This window comes from Paeniglutamicibacter cryotolerans, assembly GCF_014190875.1.
In the GTDB taxonomy this organism is placed as follows: domain Bacteria; phylum Actinomycetota; class Actinomycetes; order Actinomycetales; family Micrococcaceae; genus Paeniglutamicibacter; species Paeniglutamicibacter cryotolerans.
In genome coordinates this window covers 714,975-730,742 of record NZ_JACHVS010000001.1, presented here as the reverse complement: position 1 = coordinate 730,742, position 15,768 = coordinate 714,975, and the positions used below count along the sequence as shown (strand labels likewise).

The following is a 15,768-nucleotide window of genomic DNA, read 5'->3' as shown; positions in this document are numbered from 1 at the left end:
CCCTCCATGCGTTTCGACATTGATATGGCGTTCTCTGTGGAAGTTCCTAGTGATGAGGGAGTCGATCCCGAGCGCATCGGCGGATCGGTCAAGGCCGACGGCAAAGTCATTACCATCAGCGCCGATTCGCTCTCCGTCTTCCCCTCGGTGAAGATGATTGATCGCAAGGCTTTGAATGAGTTTGCTCTACGACTGAAAAAGGCCGGGGTGACGGTCGAAGTCGAAGGGCCTCACGGGGTTCTGATCAGCATGGGGGATGTTAAGCCGAATTTCATTGCGCGCATAGGAATGAATTCACCGGCCATGCGGATCGGCAAGCTTGAAGCGACCCGGGGTCTTTTTGGCCGCAAGCGCAGTTCTGTTGCGGTAGTGCCGATGACCGTTCCTGAGACGTTGTTCCCGCTAGCGCCGACCTTTCTCAAGATGTATCGACGCCGTGTGACTACAACGCACTATGCACGTGGAGGGGGACGCCCACGCATCATCTTCGTCAGGGATAGTGAATCGTGGGACGGCAAGGCGCCCAAGGTGATGAACGTCGAGGCAGAGGTGATCGAGATCGGAAGTTCCCCTGATGCGGGGCTTGTGCTTCCTGGCCTCGAGCCCGTGCACGCCCGCATCGTGCATAACGACCTGGACGAGTATGTGCTCATCGCCAACGGCCCAGTGGGGGGAAGTGCGGGATTCAGACCCGGACGTGATTACACGCTTCGCAGTGGTGCCAGGATTGAGCTTGGCGATTGGAGGCTGGTGTTCTTCCGGGAAGAATACGCTGATCATGGCCGGCCGTTTGGTGGGCGCAACGGCGGGGAGTTGTCTTTCCAGCGGCCGCAGCTGAATCCGCGCACCGGCCTTGTCGAACGGGACTCAAACGAATAAATAAATACCAGCGTTTTCGTCGTGGGCATTCCCCCATAACAGGGCGGGGGATGCCCCTTTTGTGTCCGCACCCGCATTACGAAGAGTGGTTTGAAGGAGTCCAGCGGATGCGTCGTCAGATGATCAGCTGGCCGTCGTTAAGTCGGAAAGTACTTCCGATGCGCCCGGTGCAACGCTGCACGAGGTGTTTTAGCGACGTGCCTGTTCGCCAGCGCACGCTTGACCGAAGGCTTACCGAACAAGGCCACCCGAGGCTACGACAAGGGCAGACCGGGGTCCGTGTGGGGGTCACTGTCCGGTTTCGCCCTCGTGGATGCCGTGCGTAGGCCGGAGGACCATGTTCTTCACAGGGCATCCCAGTGTTGCTTGAGAACTTCCCTTCGAGTCGGGGGGGGAAGGCTACTTTGATCGGCGAGGGTTAACCGCCCGGCGCGACTTCGATATGTTATCGATACTCGTTATTAACGACAATCGATAAGGGATCATCATGAGAGACGCACCGGTATTGACGATCGATCGCCTGGGTCGATTTGGCGGCTGGACTTTTTTGGCACTCATGGCGTGGCAGCGACGGTGTGCGGTCTGCTAGGGCTGATGTATTTGCTGATCACCACCGATTGGGCGTTCTCCAAGCCCTTCGTCATCCACCCTACGGTGGCCACTCTTCTGGATATGATTCCCAGGGTCAAGGGGAGTATCGGCAAATCGCATGTCACCTATTCGAACATACAGATCGAAAGCGCGGAGGCACTGGTGGGTTCGAGGGTTGCCACGATCGTGTCTGAGGGACTCTACTTCCTGCTTTTCATCGCAGGCTGCCTGGCGGTGATTCTGATCTGCCGTCGGCTTTGGAAGGACCGGCCCTTTAGTTCCTTGGTGCACTGGGCCCTGCTGGGGCTTGGAACCGTTGCCCTCTTTACCTCCACTACTTCGCCCTGGCTGACGAATGTCGCTGATGCCATGGCCGCGCACCAACTTGGGTTTCCCACCTCCGGAGCCGAGGTGGCCGACACCGAAATTCAGGAGTGGATCTCGGCAAACGGGTTCTTTGACATCCAGAATGTAAACTATTTCCTCTTCGGGCTGGGTGCCGTCCTGGCCTTGACCTCGTTGGCCTTTGGGCGCGGGACCCGGCTCCAGCGTGGCACCGAGGGTTTGGTCTAATGCACGATAACCACCCTGAGCCTCAGCGTCTGGTTCACTGTCGGCTCGACGAGCTCCTGGTAGAGCGGGGGGATGCCCCTGACGAGGCTTGCGGAGTTGGCCGGGGTTAGCATCGTGAACCTCTCGGTGCTCAAGAATGACAGGGCGAAGGCGATTAGATTCAGTACGCTCGTGGCCGTCTGCGAGGCACTTGAATGCCAGATCGGAGAATTGCTTGCCCTGGAGGAAGAGCGCGAATCGCACCGCTAATAGCTGCCTTGGTCGAAGGGCTGGCCGGGCACCATCGACAGCTGGATCCCATAGCGTAGGCCGGGCGACTCGGCCGGCAGGAGCGCCATTCTGTGAAGTGCACCGAGGCAGGGTTCGGTTGTATGCAGGCCCCGTGCGCAGGCAGAGTGAATCGGCCAAGGGGCTGCCACTGGCTGGACCTGAGATAGGACTCAATTCGAGCCGCATCCGGTAACCCTGCCGGGCTCAATCGTTCCAATGGGGGAGTCGGCGTTGACCGGAGTGGAGGTGCGCCGGGCGCTCTGGCAACGGCAACAAACGGGTCCCCCGGAAAATCCGGGGGACCCGTTTGTTATGGCGTGGCGCGATGGCCGCGCTCCATGGAGCCTGGACTGCCGTATGAGGGCAGTGGTGGTTAGGCGGAGGTGCGGCCGTAGAACAGTTCCGAGGTGATGTCGTTCAGCTTCATGTCCGGGTGTTCGCCGTAAGTCAGGACAGTGTTGATGCGCGAGGTGGCGCCCACGACCGGGGTGACGTGGTGCAGGGCGTTGTGGCCGTGGAAGAAGGCCAGGGTGCCGGGGGCTCCGGGAAGGAGCATCTGGCCGGTCTCGTCTCCCTGCAGCACGGCGGTGATGCCGTCGTAGTTCGGATCGTCATCGGAGCGCAGGGCGGGGTGGTAATAGAATTCGCCGCCTTCTTCCGAGGGCTGGTACATCACGGTGATGGAGAACTCGCTGCGGTCGAAGTGCCAGCCCAGTTCGTCTCCCTCGCCCATGTGGGTGACCTGGAGTGCGTCGAGTGGGTCGGCGCTGCGGAAGAGGACCGGCTTCTCAAGGACAGCGGCAATGAAGCGGGTCAGGTCATCGGAGGAGTAGAGACGGCTGAGGGGAGCCTCGGCAGGAATGAAGTCGTTGGCGATGCCGTGCTTGACGGAGCGGACTTCGTGGGCCAGCGGGTGCTCGGCCGGAACGGTCTTATCGAGCTCGGTGAAGTAGACGTTGTGGGGGCGCGAAGACGTCCAGGCCTTGTCCTTGAGCTCGTTAGCCAGGCGAACCATCTCGGCAACTGCATCCGGGGTGATGAATCCCGGGAGGTTGCAGGCTCCCTTTTCGGCAAGTTCCTTGCGGCATTCCGCGACGAAGGCCTCGCCGCGTTCGCTGTCCAGATCGTGAATCGGGTAGCGGTCCAGATCGACGACATCCGCGTAGGATGCTGCTGCGGGGGGAAGGGTGTGCTGTGTCATGACTGCCTCCTGTTGAGTCTGTGTTCCTGCTGCTGAAATAAGGCTATGACGCATTGTGCATTAGGGCAATTAGCAAATTATTGGCTTATCATTAGAGCTGCTTATAAAAGGAAGGAGGGGTGACCGTGACTGTTGAAATCGATCCGCACTCGCTGGAGCTACGCCTTTTGTTATGCCTGACGCGCGTGGGTTCGCTGGAGTCCTTTAGCAAGGCCGCGGAGTCACTGGGCTTCACCCAGTCGGCCATCAGCCAGCAAATCACCAGGCTGGAGCGGATCGTGGGTCAGGAGCTGGTGAAGCGTTCAGCTGGGCCCAAGAAAGTCGTGCTGACGGTTGCCGGTGAAATCCTTTGTGGTCACGCCGAGGCGATCATGGCGCGGCTGGCAAGTGCTGCCGCAGACCTTGAAGCCGTGGCGGCGGGCACGGCCGGGGTCGTTCGGGTTGGTTGCTACCAAAGCGTGGGCGTGCGGATCCTGCCACGGATCCTCCGTGATTTCTCCCGGCTCTGGCCGGGCGTGCGCGTTGAGTTATTCGAAAGTGAGGACGATGGTGAGCTGCTGCGGGAGGTCGAAAATGGGCATCTGGACGTGGCTTTCATCGTCTTCCCCCTGATTCCCGGGCCGTTTGCCGCGATTGAACTGCTGGAAGACCCGTACGTGGTGGCCGTGAGCGAGGGCTCGTCGCTGATCACGGGGCCCGGGCCCGTCCCGCTAGCAGATCTGGATCACCTGCCGCTGATCACCTATGGGCGGATTCGGCCCGAACATGCCATCGAGAACCGATTTGGCAGACCCGAACTCGCCAAACAGATCGTCCTGCGCTCAAACGATAACGGGACGGTGCTAGGCATGGCAGCCGAGGGCGTGGGTGCCGCGGTCGTTTCCTGGCTATCGGTGGATCCCGGCCGCCGGGGGATCCGAGTGAAGGCCTTGGCTGGGGTAAAGCCCAGAATCGTGGGGATCGCCTGGCATCGGGACCGTCTTCGTAACCCCTCGGTTGAGGCCTTCATCAGGGTGGCGCAAAAAGAGGCTTTCCAGCAAATGGAGCTTATGAACCACCACCTGTCCGAGGCGGATGTCACCGCAGGGGAAAAGGAGCTTCCTTAAGCGTCTGACCAGTGACTATGCACCTTTTTTCATCAAAGTAACCCACGCCATCTACCCAGCCCCTTGCATAGGAACCCCCCGGTGCGCTTGGCTTGAGGGATGGCATCTCCAATTGAGGATTACGCGTTACTCTCCGACCAGCGGACCGGAGCCTTGGTTTCCCGAACCGGTTCCATCGACTGGCTCTGCTACCCTCGCTTCGACTCGCCCTCGGTCTTCGCCTCGCTGCTGGGGACCACGGAAAATGGTCGATGGCTACTCGCCCCGGCAGGTGCCCAAGACCACTGCCTGGACAAGGATGGCGTCCGGCCAGACCGGAAGCCGGAGGACGGGGGCCATCCGCGGGTGGTGGGAAGAACCTACGTCGATTCGACGTTCGTGCTGCGCACGCTGTGGCGCACAGACGAGGGCGAGGTGCTCGTCACCGATTTCATGCCGGTGGGAGACCGACGGGCCTCACTGGTGCGCCGGGTGGAATGCCTCGCAGGCAAGGTGCTGATGCATCAGGAAATCAGCATCCGTTTCGGCTACGGCAAGGTCGTGCCGTGGGTGCGGCGGCATGACGATGACGCGACAGGTGCCGAATCCATCGTGGCGGTTGCCGGACCAGATGCGGTGGTGCTCCACGGTTCACGGCTGCCGCACGCCTCCGAGCACCAGCATGAGGGCGATTTCCTGATCGAGGCCGGCGATGTGGTGGATTTCGAGTTGTGCTGGTATCCGTCGCACAGGTCCGTACCCCCGATGCGCAATGTGGGTGCGGAATTGCATGCTTCAACCACCTATTGGCAGGAATGGGCCAAGGACATCCCCGAGCAGAATGCCTACCAGGCACATGTTCGCCGCTCGCTGCTGGTGTTGCGTGCCCTGACACATGAGGCAACCGGTGGCATCGTCGCGGCCCCGACCACCTCGCTGCCCGAGGCCTTCGGGGGGCAGCGAAATTGGGACTACCGGTTCTGCTGGCTGCGGGATGCTGCGTTGACCCTTGAAGCCATGATGACCCACGGATATGAGAAGGAAGCCCTGCATTGGCGCAACTGGCTATTGCGCGCAGTGGCCGGGGATCCCGAAGACTTGCAGATCATGTACGGGTTGAGCGGGGAACGTGAGCTGCCTGAGGATGAACTGCGCCACCTGCGGGGCTATGAGGATTCGACCCCGGTGCGGGTCGGTAACGGTGCGGTGAATCAATATCAGGGCGACGTCGTCGGCGAAGTGCTGGTCGCGCTCGAAAAGCTACGCAATATCGGCGGCGTGGAGGATCACTTTTCCTGGCCGCTGCAAAAGGCCTTGCTCGGCTACGTGGAGAAGCACTTTAACCGCAAGGACCATGGAATCTGGGAAATGCGGGGGGACCAGCAACATTTCACCCATTCTCGGGTGATGATGTGGGCTTCCTTCGACCGTGGGGTGCGCGCCGTGCGCGACCACGGGTTGGATGGTGATGCGGAGACCTGGGAGCGGCTGCGCGATCGGCTGCGGATCGAAATCATGGAACAGGGATTCAACAAGGAACTAAACTCCTTCACCCAGACATACGGTGGAACCGAGCTGGACGCCTCGCTGCTGGTGATCGCGCAAGTGGGCTTCGTACGTCACGATTCACCGGAAATGCTTGGCACGGTGGAGCTCATGCAGAAGCAGCTCCTGGATGACGCCGGCTTGCTGCTGCGGTATCGCACCCACGACGGGCTGGATGGGCTACCGCCCGGAGAGCATCCGTTTTTGGCCTGTTCGTTTTGGCTGGTAGAGCAATATGCCCGTTCCGGACAGCTGGCCGCGGCCCGGTCCCTGATGGACCAGCTGTTGTCCTACTCCAACGAATTGGGGCTGATGGCCGAGGAATACGACACCGTGCAGCAGCGCATGGCCGGGAACTTCCCGCAGGCGTTCTCGCACCTTGCCTTGATTCGTGCCGCAGATGCGATCAATGGCCATGCCCAGGCGGCTCTCTAAGAAAGGGGCGGTTGGGTTTCGGCCCGGCCGATGCAGTCATGCTCGTTTCGACTTCGACGTGCGGGTTCGAAATAGTAGATACCGACCGGATGGTCCAGGTCGTCCGGGTGCGTCCGTCAAGCAAGCCATGCCACCACGCCGATCATAGTTGGGAAGATGCCCGGGTCCACCGGGGCGTTCCACGAGCGGTGGGACCGGGCGCTGAAGCGGCGTCCCCCGGATTATCTGAACCGGACCGCCCGTTGCTTCGCCCACGGACAGTCTGCCCGCCCATGCCTCTGGCCCGGCGAGCATCGCGATACAGGCGAGCCGCGGGGAGGCCGGATGACAGTGGGCCGCTTGGACGTGCTGTCTCCGGCGAGCCCTTGGCTGATCCGAGTCCGAAGGCGCCCACGATGAAGCAGGAGCCCGGTGCCCCGTCGCGGGGCCGCCGTTCGGCGGCGTGTTCATTAAGCATCGAAACATGCGACGGATAAGTTACTGACAAGTAGACTGTCGTCCATGCACGTTCTCCTCCGCTTCCTGCTCCTGTTGGCCACCTCCCGCAGACGTCCCACGCTCGGCCTGTTCGATGTCGGCAGCATGGACATGCGGGCCATGCTCACCGACATTGACATCGCCGGGCATATCAACAACGGTATGTATTTCTCACTGTTCGACCTAGGCCGCTTCGATTTGATGCTGCGCTCGGGTGCCTTCGCCACGATGCGGCGCAACAAATGGACTCCCGTCGTGCAGGCCGAGACCATCACCTTCCGAAAATCGGTGGTCTTCAACCAGAAGTTCACCCAGGAGACCCGGATGCTTGGCATGGACGAACGCTGCATCTACTTCGAACAACGCATGATCGCCAACGGGGAGATCTACGTCGGTGCAGTCATCGCCACGCGCATGCTCTCGAAGAAGGGCCCGGTGTCTAACGCCGATATCATCTCCGCCGTCGGACACGAGGTGCCGGCGGACCTCGTCCTGCCCGCCTGGGTAGCCGACTGGCGTAAAAACACTGCGCTTCCCGGGACGCGCAAGCCGGCTCCGCACTTCTGGGCATAGTGTCCGACCTGAGGCTTTGGGGCGTAACGATTTTCCGCAGTGCGGGTCCAAGAGTACCTAGGGTTGTAAGCTCGGGCCCATGGTGCGCTTCCTACTGATTGCTTTGTTCTCGCTCCTTGGCTTCGCCGCCATGGTCGCCTTCTCCTTCGGTACCCCGGGCCGGTGGGTGTTTCTCGCCCTCGCGCTGGCACTGCTGGGACTGGGCGTTCATGACATGGTCCAGACCAAGCACGCGATCCTGCGCAACTACCCGGTGCTCGGACGCATGCGCTTCCTGCTCGAGTCCATCCGCCCCGAAATCCAGCAGTACTTCATCGAGCGCAACACCGACGGGCGGCCTTTCGACCGGGACACCCGCTCGCTGGTCTATGCGCGGGCCAAGGGCGCCGACAGCCACAAGGCATTCGGTACCGAACGCGACGTGAACGAGGCCGGATACGAATTCCTACTCCATTCCACCGCACCGGCCGAGGTCCCCGCCCGCCCGCACCGGGTGCGCATCGGCGGCCCGGACTGTCTGCAGCCCTATGACATGGCGCTGATGAACGTGTCGTCGATGAGCTTCGGCGCACTGTCCAAGAACGCCGTGCTGGCAATGAACAAGGGTGCCGCCATGGGCGGATTCGTCCAGGAGACCGGAGAGGGCGGGCTGACCAAGTACCATCTCGAACACGGGGCAGACCTATTCTGGGAGATCGGCTCCGGCTACTTCGGCGCCCGCACCGCCGAGGGGAAATTCGACCCGGCGGCCTTTTCCGCCAAGGCCGCCAACGAACACGTCAAAGGCATCACGATCAAGCTGAGCCAGGGTGCGAAGCCCGGACTCGGAGGGGTACTGCCGGCGGCCAAGATCACCGCCGAAATCTCTGAGGCGCGCGAGGTGCCCATGGGAACGGACTGCATTTCGCCGGCGTCGCATTCCGCATTCCACACGCCGCGGGAACTCATGGGCTTCGTGGCGCAGCTGCGCGAGCTCTCCGGCGGCAAGCCGATCGGATACAAGTTCTGCGTGGGATCGCGCACCGACGTCCTGGCGATGTGCAAGGCCATGTTGGAAACCGGAATCACGCCGGACTACATCATCGTGGACGGTTCCGAGGGCGGGACCGGTGCGGCGCCCCTGGAATACGAGGACCATGTCGGCACGCCCCTGACCGAGGGGCTGATGCTCGTGCACAACGCACTTGTCGGCTGCGGGCTGCGAGACAAGATCCGCATCGGTGCCGCCGGGAAGGTGGCTACCGGCTCGGACATCGTCAAGCGACTGATCCAGGGTGCCGACTTCACCATGAGCGCCCGGGCCATGATGATGGCCACAGGGTGCATCCAGGCACAGAAATGCCATACAAACAGGTGCCCTGTTGGTGTGACCACCCAAGACCCGCGCCTGATGCGCGCACTCGATGTCACAGACAAGGGCAACCGGGTGCACAACTACCAGAAGCTCACGGTGCAAGAGGCTGCGCAGATCATGGCCTCAATGGGTGTCACCCATCCCTCCCAGCTCAACGCCCGGATGCTTCGCCGGCGCACCGACCACCTGACCACCCGCAGCTATGCTGCAATCCACAACTGGCTGGCTCCGGGGGAACTTCTTTCATCACCGCCGCGCGGCTGGAAGGCCGATTGGCTGGAATCTGACGCCGATACCTTTGGCGAACATGCACCGATGCCGTGGCCCAGCCCCCGGGAACCCGCGCAGTCGGCTCCACCGAGCCGGGTCGAGCCCAAGGACTCAGCCCGCCGCGCTGTGCTGCCGGTGGGCGAGAACCCGGGCCGGCCCGAGGGCCGCCCGGCCAGGTAGCGATGGGCCACGGGTGCGCGTCGTCATGAACCGGGCGCAGCGGCGGCGGGTCGCATAGATTGGGCAGATGCTGCGATCGACCGAACCCCGTGTCCGTGGGATCGGATTCCCGGCGGTCCTGGCCCATGCGGCTTTCCTGCAGGTGGCCGTCTACCTGATCCGCCCCACGACCTCCTATCGGGCGCTCGAGCTGGGCGTCGATCCCGGCATGTTGGGCCTGGTGGTAGCCAGCTTCTCTATCCTTCCCGCATTCCTGGCCATCTGGATCGGCCGACGCACGGATGCCGGACGCGAGGCCCAAGTGCTGGTGATTGGTGCCCTGCTGATGCTCGGTTCCGGGTTCGGGCTGCTGATGGCCGCGTCCTCGCTCGAGGCTCTGCTGGGCTGGAACCTGATCCTGGGGATCGGGCACCTGATGTGCCTGCTGGGGGAGCAGAGTCGGCTGGCCTCCGCGCCATCAGCGAACATGGACCGGGTCTTCGGGTATTACACCACTGCCACGGCTCTGGCCCAGACCGCGGCCCCGTTGACCCTGGCCGTCATTGGCGGCGCCGCTGTGCGTCCGGACACCGGCCGGTTGTTCATCGCCTACTTGGTATCCGTTGTCGGGCTGCTGATCGCGACCTCATTCATGGTGGCCGGTCGGTTCGGCATGGCGCAGGGAGCGGGTCCGGCAACACCACAGACCCTGCGTGGGGCACTGGCCACGGATCCGGAGACCCGGCGCACGCTGATCGCCTCGATTATGTTGAGCATGATGGTGCTGTGCACGATCGACCTGCTGCAGGTCTACCTGCCGGCGTTGGCCATTGAGCGCGGAATCCCGACGTCCGTTGTGGGAGTGCTGCTGGCGCTGCGGGGCGGGGCCACTGTGGTGTCCCGTTTCGGGCTGGAGCGGCTGGTGCGGCGGGTTGGCCGCGAAAGGCTGCTGCTGGTGTCGACCGGCATCTCGGCGGCGCTCGTTGCACTGATCGCTGCGCCGTTGCCGGTGCCATGGCTCGGGGTGCTGCTGGTCGTGGCCGGGTTGTTCCTGGGCGTAGGGCAGCCGTTGAGCATGAGCGTGGTGAGCATGGCGGCGAGCGAGGGGACACGCGGAACCTGGATGTCGTTGCGGCTCATGGGCACCCGCCTGGGCCAGGCCGTGATCCCCGTGGGAATCGGATTGTTTGCCGGAGGCGCCGGCGCGGGAGCCGTTTTCCTCGCGCTCGGTGGGGCGATGGCGGCCGCCACCGCATCCTCGCTCCGGGCCCTGCGCGGGCAACAGACGCGCGGAAGGGAGCCCGCGCCCTAACTGGCCGTGGCCGTTGCCCCGGGCTAGTGCTAGGGCTTCCGGTGCCCGAGCGCCGATTCGATGGAGATCCGGGCCTGGCCAAGCACGGTGCGCAGGGTTTCCAGGGTGAGGCCATCCAGGGAGTTGTCCGACGCCCGGCGGAGTTCGATGCGGATGTCATTCCTGAACTCGGCCAGTATCACCTCGGCTTCCATGAGCATCCGGCGCCCTGATGCAGCACTGGCGATGATCGCGGCGGGTGTGGCGCAGGCCCCTGCGCGGGCCTGTTCCGCGGTGGCGGCAAGGTCTGCCCGCAAGCCGCGCATGTTGGTGCGGATGTCCTTGCGCAGCTCATCGGCCAAGCGCCGGACCGAGGCGGAGATCTCGGCTTTGATCCCGGCCAGGTCCCCGGCCCGGGCTGCCAGTTCGGCCAGGCCCGCATCGGTGATGCGGTAGATGGTGCACCTGCCGTCGAGGTCCGTGACGACCAGGCCATCCTCCTCGAGCTTGGCCAGGCGCGGATAGATGGTCCCGGCACTGGGAGTGTAGGTGCCGCCGAAGCGGTCGCTCAGCGCCCGCATCAACTCGTAGCCGTGCTTCGGCCCGTCGTTCAGCAGCGAAAGCAAGTAGAGCCTCAGTGCCTCGTGGGCGAAGACTGGTGCCATTAGTAGCCGCCCTCGCGGGTGGAGGGGGTGCGGTGCACAATTGACACGTTTCCGGAGACCGAGGAACTGCGGACGTTCAATGCCGGGGTCCCGTCTCCACGGCGGATTTCCAGTTTTGCGAAATCCCCGAATGGCGTTCGCCGTCGAGGCAGATCGAACCGGAGGTCGACGTGGCAACCAGATCGATGCCCAGGCCCTCTGGGATGCGGACCGTCAGGTCGCCGGAGACCGACTTGGAGACCAGGTCCACCGGTGTGCCGCCGATGTCGAAGGAGAAATTGCCCGAAACGGTCGATGCCCGCACCGATTCCAGTTCACCGGATGCCGTGACCTCTCCCGATACCGACTTGGCGGCGAAGTGGCCTCGGTGGTTGCGGGTGATGATCTCACCGGAGACGGTGTCCACGCTCAGTGTCCCGGCGGTGGCGTCTGCCAGCAGCGAGCCGGAGACGGTCTTGAGCCTTGTGTGGCCACTGGTGCCGCTGACCATGCCCTATGCGCTGACGGTTGAGACCGCCACGAGTAGGGAGGCGGGGATGGCGATGGAGATCACGACCCGGTCCCGGTTGTCGAAGTTCATGATCTTGCTCAGCCAGTTTCCGGAATCGAGGTGTTCGACCCGCAGGATCCCTGCGTTGAGACTGACGTTGAGGGGGCGCCCGGAGATCTCGCTGACCTGGACGGTGGTGGTGGGTTCGGCGTGGGTGATGACATCCACGCGGCCGCGCACTAGGGCGACGCGCAGTTCGGCAACATCGTCGAGGTCCAGCGTTTGCGGGGTGCTGATGGACCACTGGTTCGTGTTCATGCCTGCTCCTTAAAGTCGCGATATATCGCGTTTTGTTCCTTGGCACGGCCCCCGCAGAGTATCGCTTTGCCCAGCCGCCTTGCCTGCGTGGCGGGGCGGCAGCATGATGGTTGCAGGGCCCCATACTGAAAGGAGCCGACGATGATGCCGACCGGTTTCGCCGTCTTGCTGCCGCCTTGGCTGCTGCTCGAGTCCACGCACATCCCGTCCCGCCTCACCGAGCGGGACGACCGGTTGCGCCTGGTGAATTCCCTGGCCATCCGCAACGTCGAGGAGAGGACAGGGGGTCCGTTTGCTGCCATCGTTACCGACGCGGAAACCGGGGCCCTGCAGTCGCTGGGCGTGAACCTGGTGCTTGATTCGAAGCTCTCGGGCATGCATTCCGAAATGGTGGCACTGCAACTGGCCAACCGGGCCCTGGGGAGATGGGACCTGGGTGCGCGGGGCGGACCGGGGCGCAGTGTACTGACCACCAACGCCCAGCCCTGCCTCATGTGCCTGGGCGCTGTCATCTGGTCTGGCATCGGCGCCATCGAATACGGACTGAGCGCCCGGATGATCGAGGAACTCACCGGATACGACGAAGGACCGATGCTTCCCGATTGGGAAACCGAATGTGCCCGGCGCGGCATCGAGGTCAATGGCGGGCAGCTTACCGCCGAGCTGGCAACGGTTTTTGGTGAGTATGCCCGCCGCGTTGCATCCGGGGAGATTGCCCAGGAATCGGGGCTCCGCAGGATGTGACACCGATGTCGGTCCGTCCATCGCCGTGTCGGATCCAGACACCGGTACCGGACCATGCCGCACGGCGGAAATACCAGCGCCTACCGACCCCAAATGGTGTCGGTAGGCGCTGGTGCATTCCGGGTACTACTGGGCCGACTCGTATTCGGCCAGGACCTTCTTGCCGATCTTGAAGGCGGTGTTGGCTGCCGGGACGGAGCAGTAGATGGCCGACTGCAGGAAGACTTCCTTGATTTCATCGGGTGTCATCCCGTTGCGCAGCGCCGCATGGACGTGCATTTCCAGCTCCTCCCAGAATCCACCGGCGATCAGCGCGGTGAGCGTGATGGCCGAACGCGTGGTGCGTTCGAGTCCGTCACGGGTCCAGATGGTGCCCCACGCGTACCGGGTGATCATTTCCTGAAACTCGTCGGTGAAGTCGTTGGAGCTGCTGGTCGCGCGGTCCACGTGTGCATCGCCCAGGACTTGGCGGCGCACCTCGAACCCGGCGTCATAGGTATCGCCGGGCAGGCGGGTGGAATCAGCCATGGGTGGCCTCCTTGATCGGAATGCTGGTGAAGAAATCGATGAGCAGCGCGCTGGTCGCTGCGGGATCCTCGGCCGGGGCCAGGTGCGCGACTGAATCGATGATGACGGCGCGGCCGTCCGCGACGCCCTCGGCGATCGCGTGGGCGTGTTCCGGAGGCGAAACGACATCGTGCGCGCCGGCAATGGCCAGCACCGGTGCGGTGACGGCACCGAGCTTGTTGCTCAGGTCGTAGCCGCCCAGGGCGCGGCAGGCGTGGGCATAGGAGAAGCGGTCTGCATCCTGCAGGTTGTGCAGCAGATCGGTGGCCGGAACCGGGTTCTTCTCGATGAAGCCCGGGGCAAACCAGCGTTCGGCCGAGCCGGTGACCATGGTGGGGGTACCCGCCGTGGCGACCAGATCGGCGCGGTCGTTCCAGAATTCGGGGGTGGCGAACTTCGCCGAGGAGCAGACGATCGAGATCCCGGCGAAGAGCGAAGGGTAGTCGTGGCCGAGCTGCAGGCCGGTCGCGCCGCCGATGGACACGCCGGCATAGAACAGCGGGCGCCCGGCGACAATCACGCCGTCGGTCTCCAGGGCTTCGAGCATTGCCACCACGGCACCTGCCAGTTCGGCAACGGTGAAGCCACCGGTGGAGGGCGCACTTGCCCCGTGCCCGGGCAGGTCCCAGGCCAATAGCTGGAAGTGCCCGCTCAGTGCGGGAACGGACGGCCCCCACAGGGCCAGCGAACCGGTGCCCAGTGAGGGGCCCAGGATCAGCGTGGGCTTTTCGGTGTCCTGGTGCAGGAGCGTGGGAGTAAGGAGCGGAGCGGTCATGAGGCAATCCAATTCTGGAAGTCGGTGAGAATGCTGTCGATGAATTCGTTGTTTTGGCCCAGGTATCCGGAGGGGTCAAGCAGCGTTGTCAGGTCCCGGTTGGAGAGTGTGGCCAGGGGGATGTCGGAGCGCAGCAGCTCGCGCAATGGGACGCCGGAGGCCAGTGATTCACCGATGATGCGCTGCAGGGTGGGCTTGCCGCCGGCGAGCAGCGGGGTCAGGCGGCTCATCAGCCGCTCACTGACCAGCAAGTCGCCGGAGATGCCGGCGTTTACTGCCATGGCAGCAGGGTGCACGCCGAGCCCGGTGGCCAGTGTGGCGAGCTTGGCCGTTGAACCACCGGCCAGGCGCAGCAGCTCACGTAGCGGAGCCCATTCGGTGTGCCAGGCGCCATCGGGTCGCTCGTCCACCGCCGTGCCAGCGGCCAGGAAGAGCGAGGAGACGTGTGCGGGTGCGGCAAGTGCCGCGTTGCGCAGCATCACGCAGAGCACCGGGTTCTGCTTCTGCGGCATGGCCGAAGAACCTCCCTTGCCGGCCTCGCGGGGTTCGGAAACCTCGGCGATCTCCGGGCGGGAGAGGATTAGCACGTCGGCGGCTACCTTGCCTCCGACGGCGATGACATCGGCTAATGCGGCGCCGATCCCGGTGATTGGCAGGCGGTTGGTGTGCCAGGGCGTGACGGGATTGGCCAGGCCCAACCGGGATGCCAGATCCGAGACCAGGGCCCCGACACGGACGCCGGACTCGGGGTCGGTGCCGAGCGCATCGCGCAGCGAGGCGAGGGTTCCCACGGCTCCTCCCCATTGCAGCGGCAGCGCTGCTTCTGCCGCATCAAGGCGCGACCCCGCCAGCAGCACGCCGGAGAGCCAGTTGGCCGCACGCAGCCCGAACGTGGTGGGCAGCGCATGTTGGGTCAGTGAACGCGCCACGCACAGCGTTCCACGGTGGGCATCGGCCAATGCGGCCAGCCCGGCGGCCGCAGTGCGCAGCTCGGCGCCGATCACCGACATGGCCCGCGACGCCATCAGCATCAGGGCCGAATCGATGATGTCCTGGCTGGTGGCGCCTCGGTGCAGCGCCTTGGAAGCCGATGCCTCGGCGCCGTCGGCGGCCAGCAGCGCCCGCATGTCGCCCAGCAGCGGGATCAGCGCGTTGCCGCCATCCTGTCCGCGGGCCGCCAACGAGGCGAGGTCGTAGAGGTCGGCCTGCGCGATCGACGTAACGGCCGCTGCGTCATCGTCGGTGGCCAGACCTGCGGCGGCAAGCGTGGCGACCCAGGCCGATTCTACGTCGAGCATCCCCTGGACGAAGGCGGCATCGGAGGTGTGGGCGGCAACCGGGCTCCCGGCCCAGGCTGGATTCAGCAGGCCGTAGTCGGCATCGCTCAAGGTGGTGCTCCTGACAAAAAGGGGTGTTGTTCTTTGATCGTACGGGTGCCGGCGCTTAACGCGGCGCGCACCCCGCCGGTGCCGGCCGTCGAAGGGCGGGGACCGGCGGGGTGCGCCC

15 protein-coding genes and 1 pseudogene are annotated in these 15,768 nt (G+C 63.9%); 9 read left to right on the top strand and 7 right to left on the bottom strand.

The window, feature by feature from the left end:
- Positions 1-6: 6 nt before the first annotated feature.
- The 3 genes and pseudogenes from E9229_RS03530 to E9229_RS03520 all read left to right on the top strand — a co-directional run bounded on the left by E9229_RS03530 (position 7) and on the right by E9229_RS03520 (position 2,292).
- Entirely contained in the window at positions 7-879 is an 873-nt protein-coding gene (locus E9229_RS03530) for an FHA domain-containing protein (protein ID WP_183509905.1), read from the top strand.
- A 594-nt stretch (positions 880-1,473) separates the two neighbouring features.
- Entirely contained in the window at positions 1,474-2,043 is a 570-nt protein-coding gene (locus tag E9229_RS03525) for a hypothetical protein (protein WP_183509904.1), read from the top strand.
- Positions 2,043-2,292, top strand: a pseudogene (locus tag E9229_RS03520) (helix-turn-helix domain-containing protein). Before E9229_RS03525 ends, E9229_RS03520 begins: the two are co-directional and overlap by 1 nt.
- A 394-nt stretch (positions 2,293-2,686) precedes the next feature.
- Here the strand turns inward: E9229_RS03520 and E9229_RS03515 are convergent.
- A complete protein-coding gene (locus E9229_RS03515) occupies positions 2,687-3,514 on the bottom strand; it encodes a HalD/BesD family halogenase (RefSeq protein ID WP_183509903.1) in 828 nt (275 codons plus the stop codon).
- A gap of 125 nt (positions 3,515-3,639) precedes the next feature.
- On the opposite strand from E9229_RS03515, the gene E9229_RS03510 reads away from it, so the two are divergent.
- The 5 genes from E9229_RS03510 to E9229_RS03490 all read left to right on the top strand — a co-directional run bounded on the left by E9229_RS03510 (position 3,640) and on the right by E9229_RS03490 (position 10,724).
- Positions 3,640-4,620 (top strand): LysR family transcriptional regulator, encoded by a 981-nt coding sequence (locus E9229_RS03510; RefSeq protein ID WP_183509902.1) that lies wholly within the window; start codon positions 3,640-3,642, stop codon positions 4,618-4,620.
- A gap of 99 nt (positions 4,621-4,719) precedes the next feature.
- Entirely contained in the window at positions 4,720-6,579 is a 1,860-nt protein-coding gene (locus E9229_RS03505; protein WP_183509901.1) for a glycoside hydrolase family 15 protein, read from the top strand.
- Positions 6,580-7,080: 501 nt separating this feature from the next.
- A complete protein-coding gene (locus E9229_RS03500; protein ID WP_183509900.1) occupies positions 7,081-7,629 on the top strand; it encodes an acyl-CoA thioesterase in 549 nt (182 codons plus the stop codon).
- A gap of 79 nt (positions 7,630-7,708) precedes the next feature.
- A complete protein-coding gene (locus E9229_RS03495) occupies positions 7,709-9,433 on the top strand; it encodes an FMN-binding glutamate synthase family protein (protein WP_183509899.1) in 1,725 nt (574 codons plus the stop codon).
- A gap of 67 nt (positions 9,434-9,500) precedes the next feature.
- On the top strand, positions 9,501-10,724 hold the full coding sequence (locus E9229_RS03490; protein ID WP_183509898.1) for an MFS transporter: 1,224 nt from the start codon (positions 9,501-9,503) through the stop codon (positions 10,722-10,724).
- Positions 10,725-10,753: 29 nt separating this feature from the next.
- Here the strand turns inward: E9229_RS03490 and E9229_RS03485 are convergent, their stop codons facing one another.
- From E9229_RS03485 to E9229_RS03475, 3 genes are all read right to left on the bottom strand, one after another.
- Positions 10,754-11,368 carry a PadR family transcriptional regulator gene (locus E9229_RS03485; protein WP_183509897.1) on the bottom strand — a complete coding sequence of 205 codons (615 nt, stop codon included), beginning with the start codon at positions 11,366-11,368 and terminating at the stop codon, positions 10,754-10,756.
- A gap of 76 nt (positions 11,369-11,444) precedes the next feature.
- A complete protein-coding gene (locus tag E9229_RS03480) occupies positions 11,445-11,858 on the bottom strand; it encodes a DUF4097 family beta strand repeat-containing protein (protein ID WP_183509896.1) in 414 nt (137 codons plus the stop codon).
- A 3-nt stretch (positions 11,859-11,861) separates the two neighbouring features.
- Positions 11,862-12,176 carry a hypothetical protein gene (locus tag E9229_RS03475; protein WP_183509895.1) on the bottom strand — a complete coding sequence of 105 codons (315 nt, stop codon included), beginning with the start codon at positions 12,174-12,176 and terminating at the stop codon, positions 11,862-11,864.
- A 141-nt stretch (positions 12,177-12,317) separates the two neighbouring features.
- On the opposite strand from E9229_RS03475, the gene E9229_RS03470 reads away from it, so the two are divergent.
- Positions 12,318-12,920 (top strand): tRNA-specific adenosine deaminase, encoded by a 603-nt coding sequence (locus E9229_RS03470; RefSeq protein ID WP_183509893.1) that lies wholly within the window; start codon positions 12,318-12,320, stop codon positions 12,918-12,920.
- 126 nt (positions 12,921-13,046) lie between these two features.
- Here the strand turns inward: E9229_RS03470 and pcaC are convergent, their stop codons facing one another.
- Genes pcaC through E9229_RS03455 form a run of 3 tightly spaced genes read right to left on the bottom strand, consistent with a single transcriptional unit; the run spans position 13,047 to position 15,650 of the window.
- A complete protein-coding gene (pcaC, locus tag E9229_RS03465; protein ID WP_183509892.1) occupies positions 13,047-13,448 on the bottom strand; it encodes a 4-carboxymuconolactone decarboxylase in 402 nt (133 codons plus the stop codon).
- Entirely contained in the window at positions 13,441-14,262 is an 822-nt protein-coding gene (locus E9229_RS03460) for an alpha/beta fold hydrolase (RefSeq protein WP_183509891.1), read from the bottom strand. Before E9229_RS03460 ends, pcaC begins: the two co-directional genes overlap by 8 nt.
- Positions 14,259-15,650 (bottom strand): lyase family protein, encoded by a 1,392-nt coding sequence (locus E9229_RS03455; protein ID WP_183509890.1) that lies wholly within the window; start codon positions 15,648-15,650, stop codon positions 14,259-14,261. The genes E9229_RS03460 and E9229_RS03455 overlap by 4 nt, the downstream gene beginning before the upstream one ends.
- Positions 15,651-15,768 lie beyond the last annotated feature (118 nt).

Bases quoted from the DNA above. Each gene is read 5' to 3' on its own strand.
- E9229_RS03530 (WP_183509905.1), top strand. From the start codon at position 7: ATGCGTTTCGACATTGATATGGCGTTCTCTGTGGAAGTTCCTAGTGAT.
- E9229_RS03525 (WP_183509904.1), top strand. From the start codon at position 1,474: ATGTATTTGCTGATCACCACCGATTGGGCGTTCTCCAAGCCCTTCGTC.
- E9229_RS03515 (WP_183509903.1), bottom strand. From the start codon at position 3,514: ATGACACAGCACACCCTTCCCCCCGCAGCAGCATCCTACGCGGATGTC.
- E9229_RS03505 (WP_183509901.1), top strand. From the start codon at position 4,720: ATGGCATCTCCAATTGAGGATTACGCGTTACTCTCCGACCAGCGGACC.
- E9229_RS03500 (WP_183509900.1), top strand. From the start codon at position 7,081: ATGCACGTTCTCCTCCGCTTCCTGCTCCTGTTGGCCACCTCCCGCAGA.
- E9229_RS03495 (WP_183509899.1), top strand. From the start codon at position 7,709: ATGGTGCGCTTCCTACTGATTGCTTTGTTCTCGCTCCTTGGCTTCGCC.
- E9229_RS03490 (WP_183509898.1), top strand. From the start codon at position 9,501: ATGCTGCGATCGACCGAACCCCGTGTCCGTGGGATCGGATTCCCGGCG.
- E9229_RS03485 (WP_183509897.1), bottom strand. From the start codon at position 11,368: ATGGCACCAGTCTTCGCCCACGAGGCACTGAGGCTCTACTTGCTTTCG.
- E9229_RS03480 (WP_183509896.1), bottom strand. From the start codon at position 11,858: ATGGTCAGCGGCACCAGTGGCCACACAAGGCTCAAGACCGTCTCCGGC.
- E9229_RS03475 (WP_183509895.1), bottom strand. From the start codon at position 12,176: ATGAACACGAACCAGTGGTCCATCAGCACCCCGCAAACGCTGGACCTC.
- E9229_RS03470 (WP_183509893.1), top strand. From the start codon at position 12,318: ATGATGCCGACCGGTTTCGCCGTCTTGCTGCCGCCTTGGCTGCTGCTC.
- pcaC (WP_183509892.1), bottom strand. From the start codon at position 13,448: ATGGCTGATTCCACCCGCCTGCCCGGCGATACCTATGACGCCGGGTTC.
- E9229_RS03460 (WP_183509891.1), bottom strand. From the start codon at position 14,262: ATGACCGCTCCGCTCCTTACTCCCACGCTCCTGCACCAGGACACCGAA.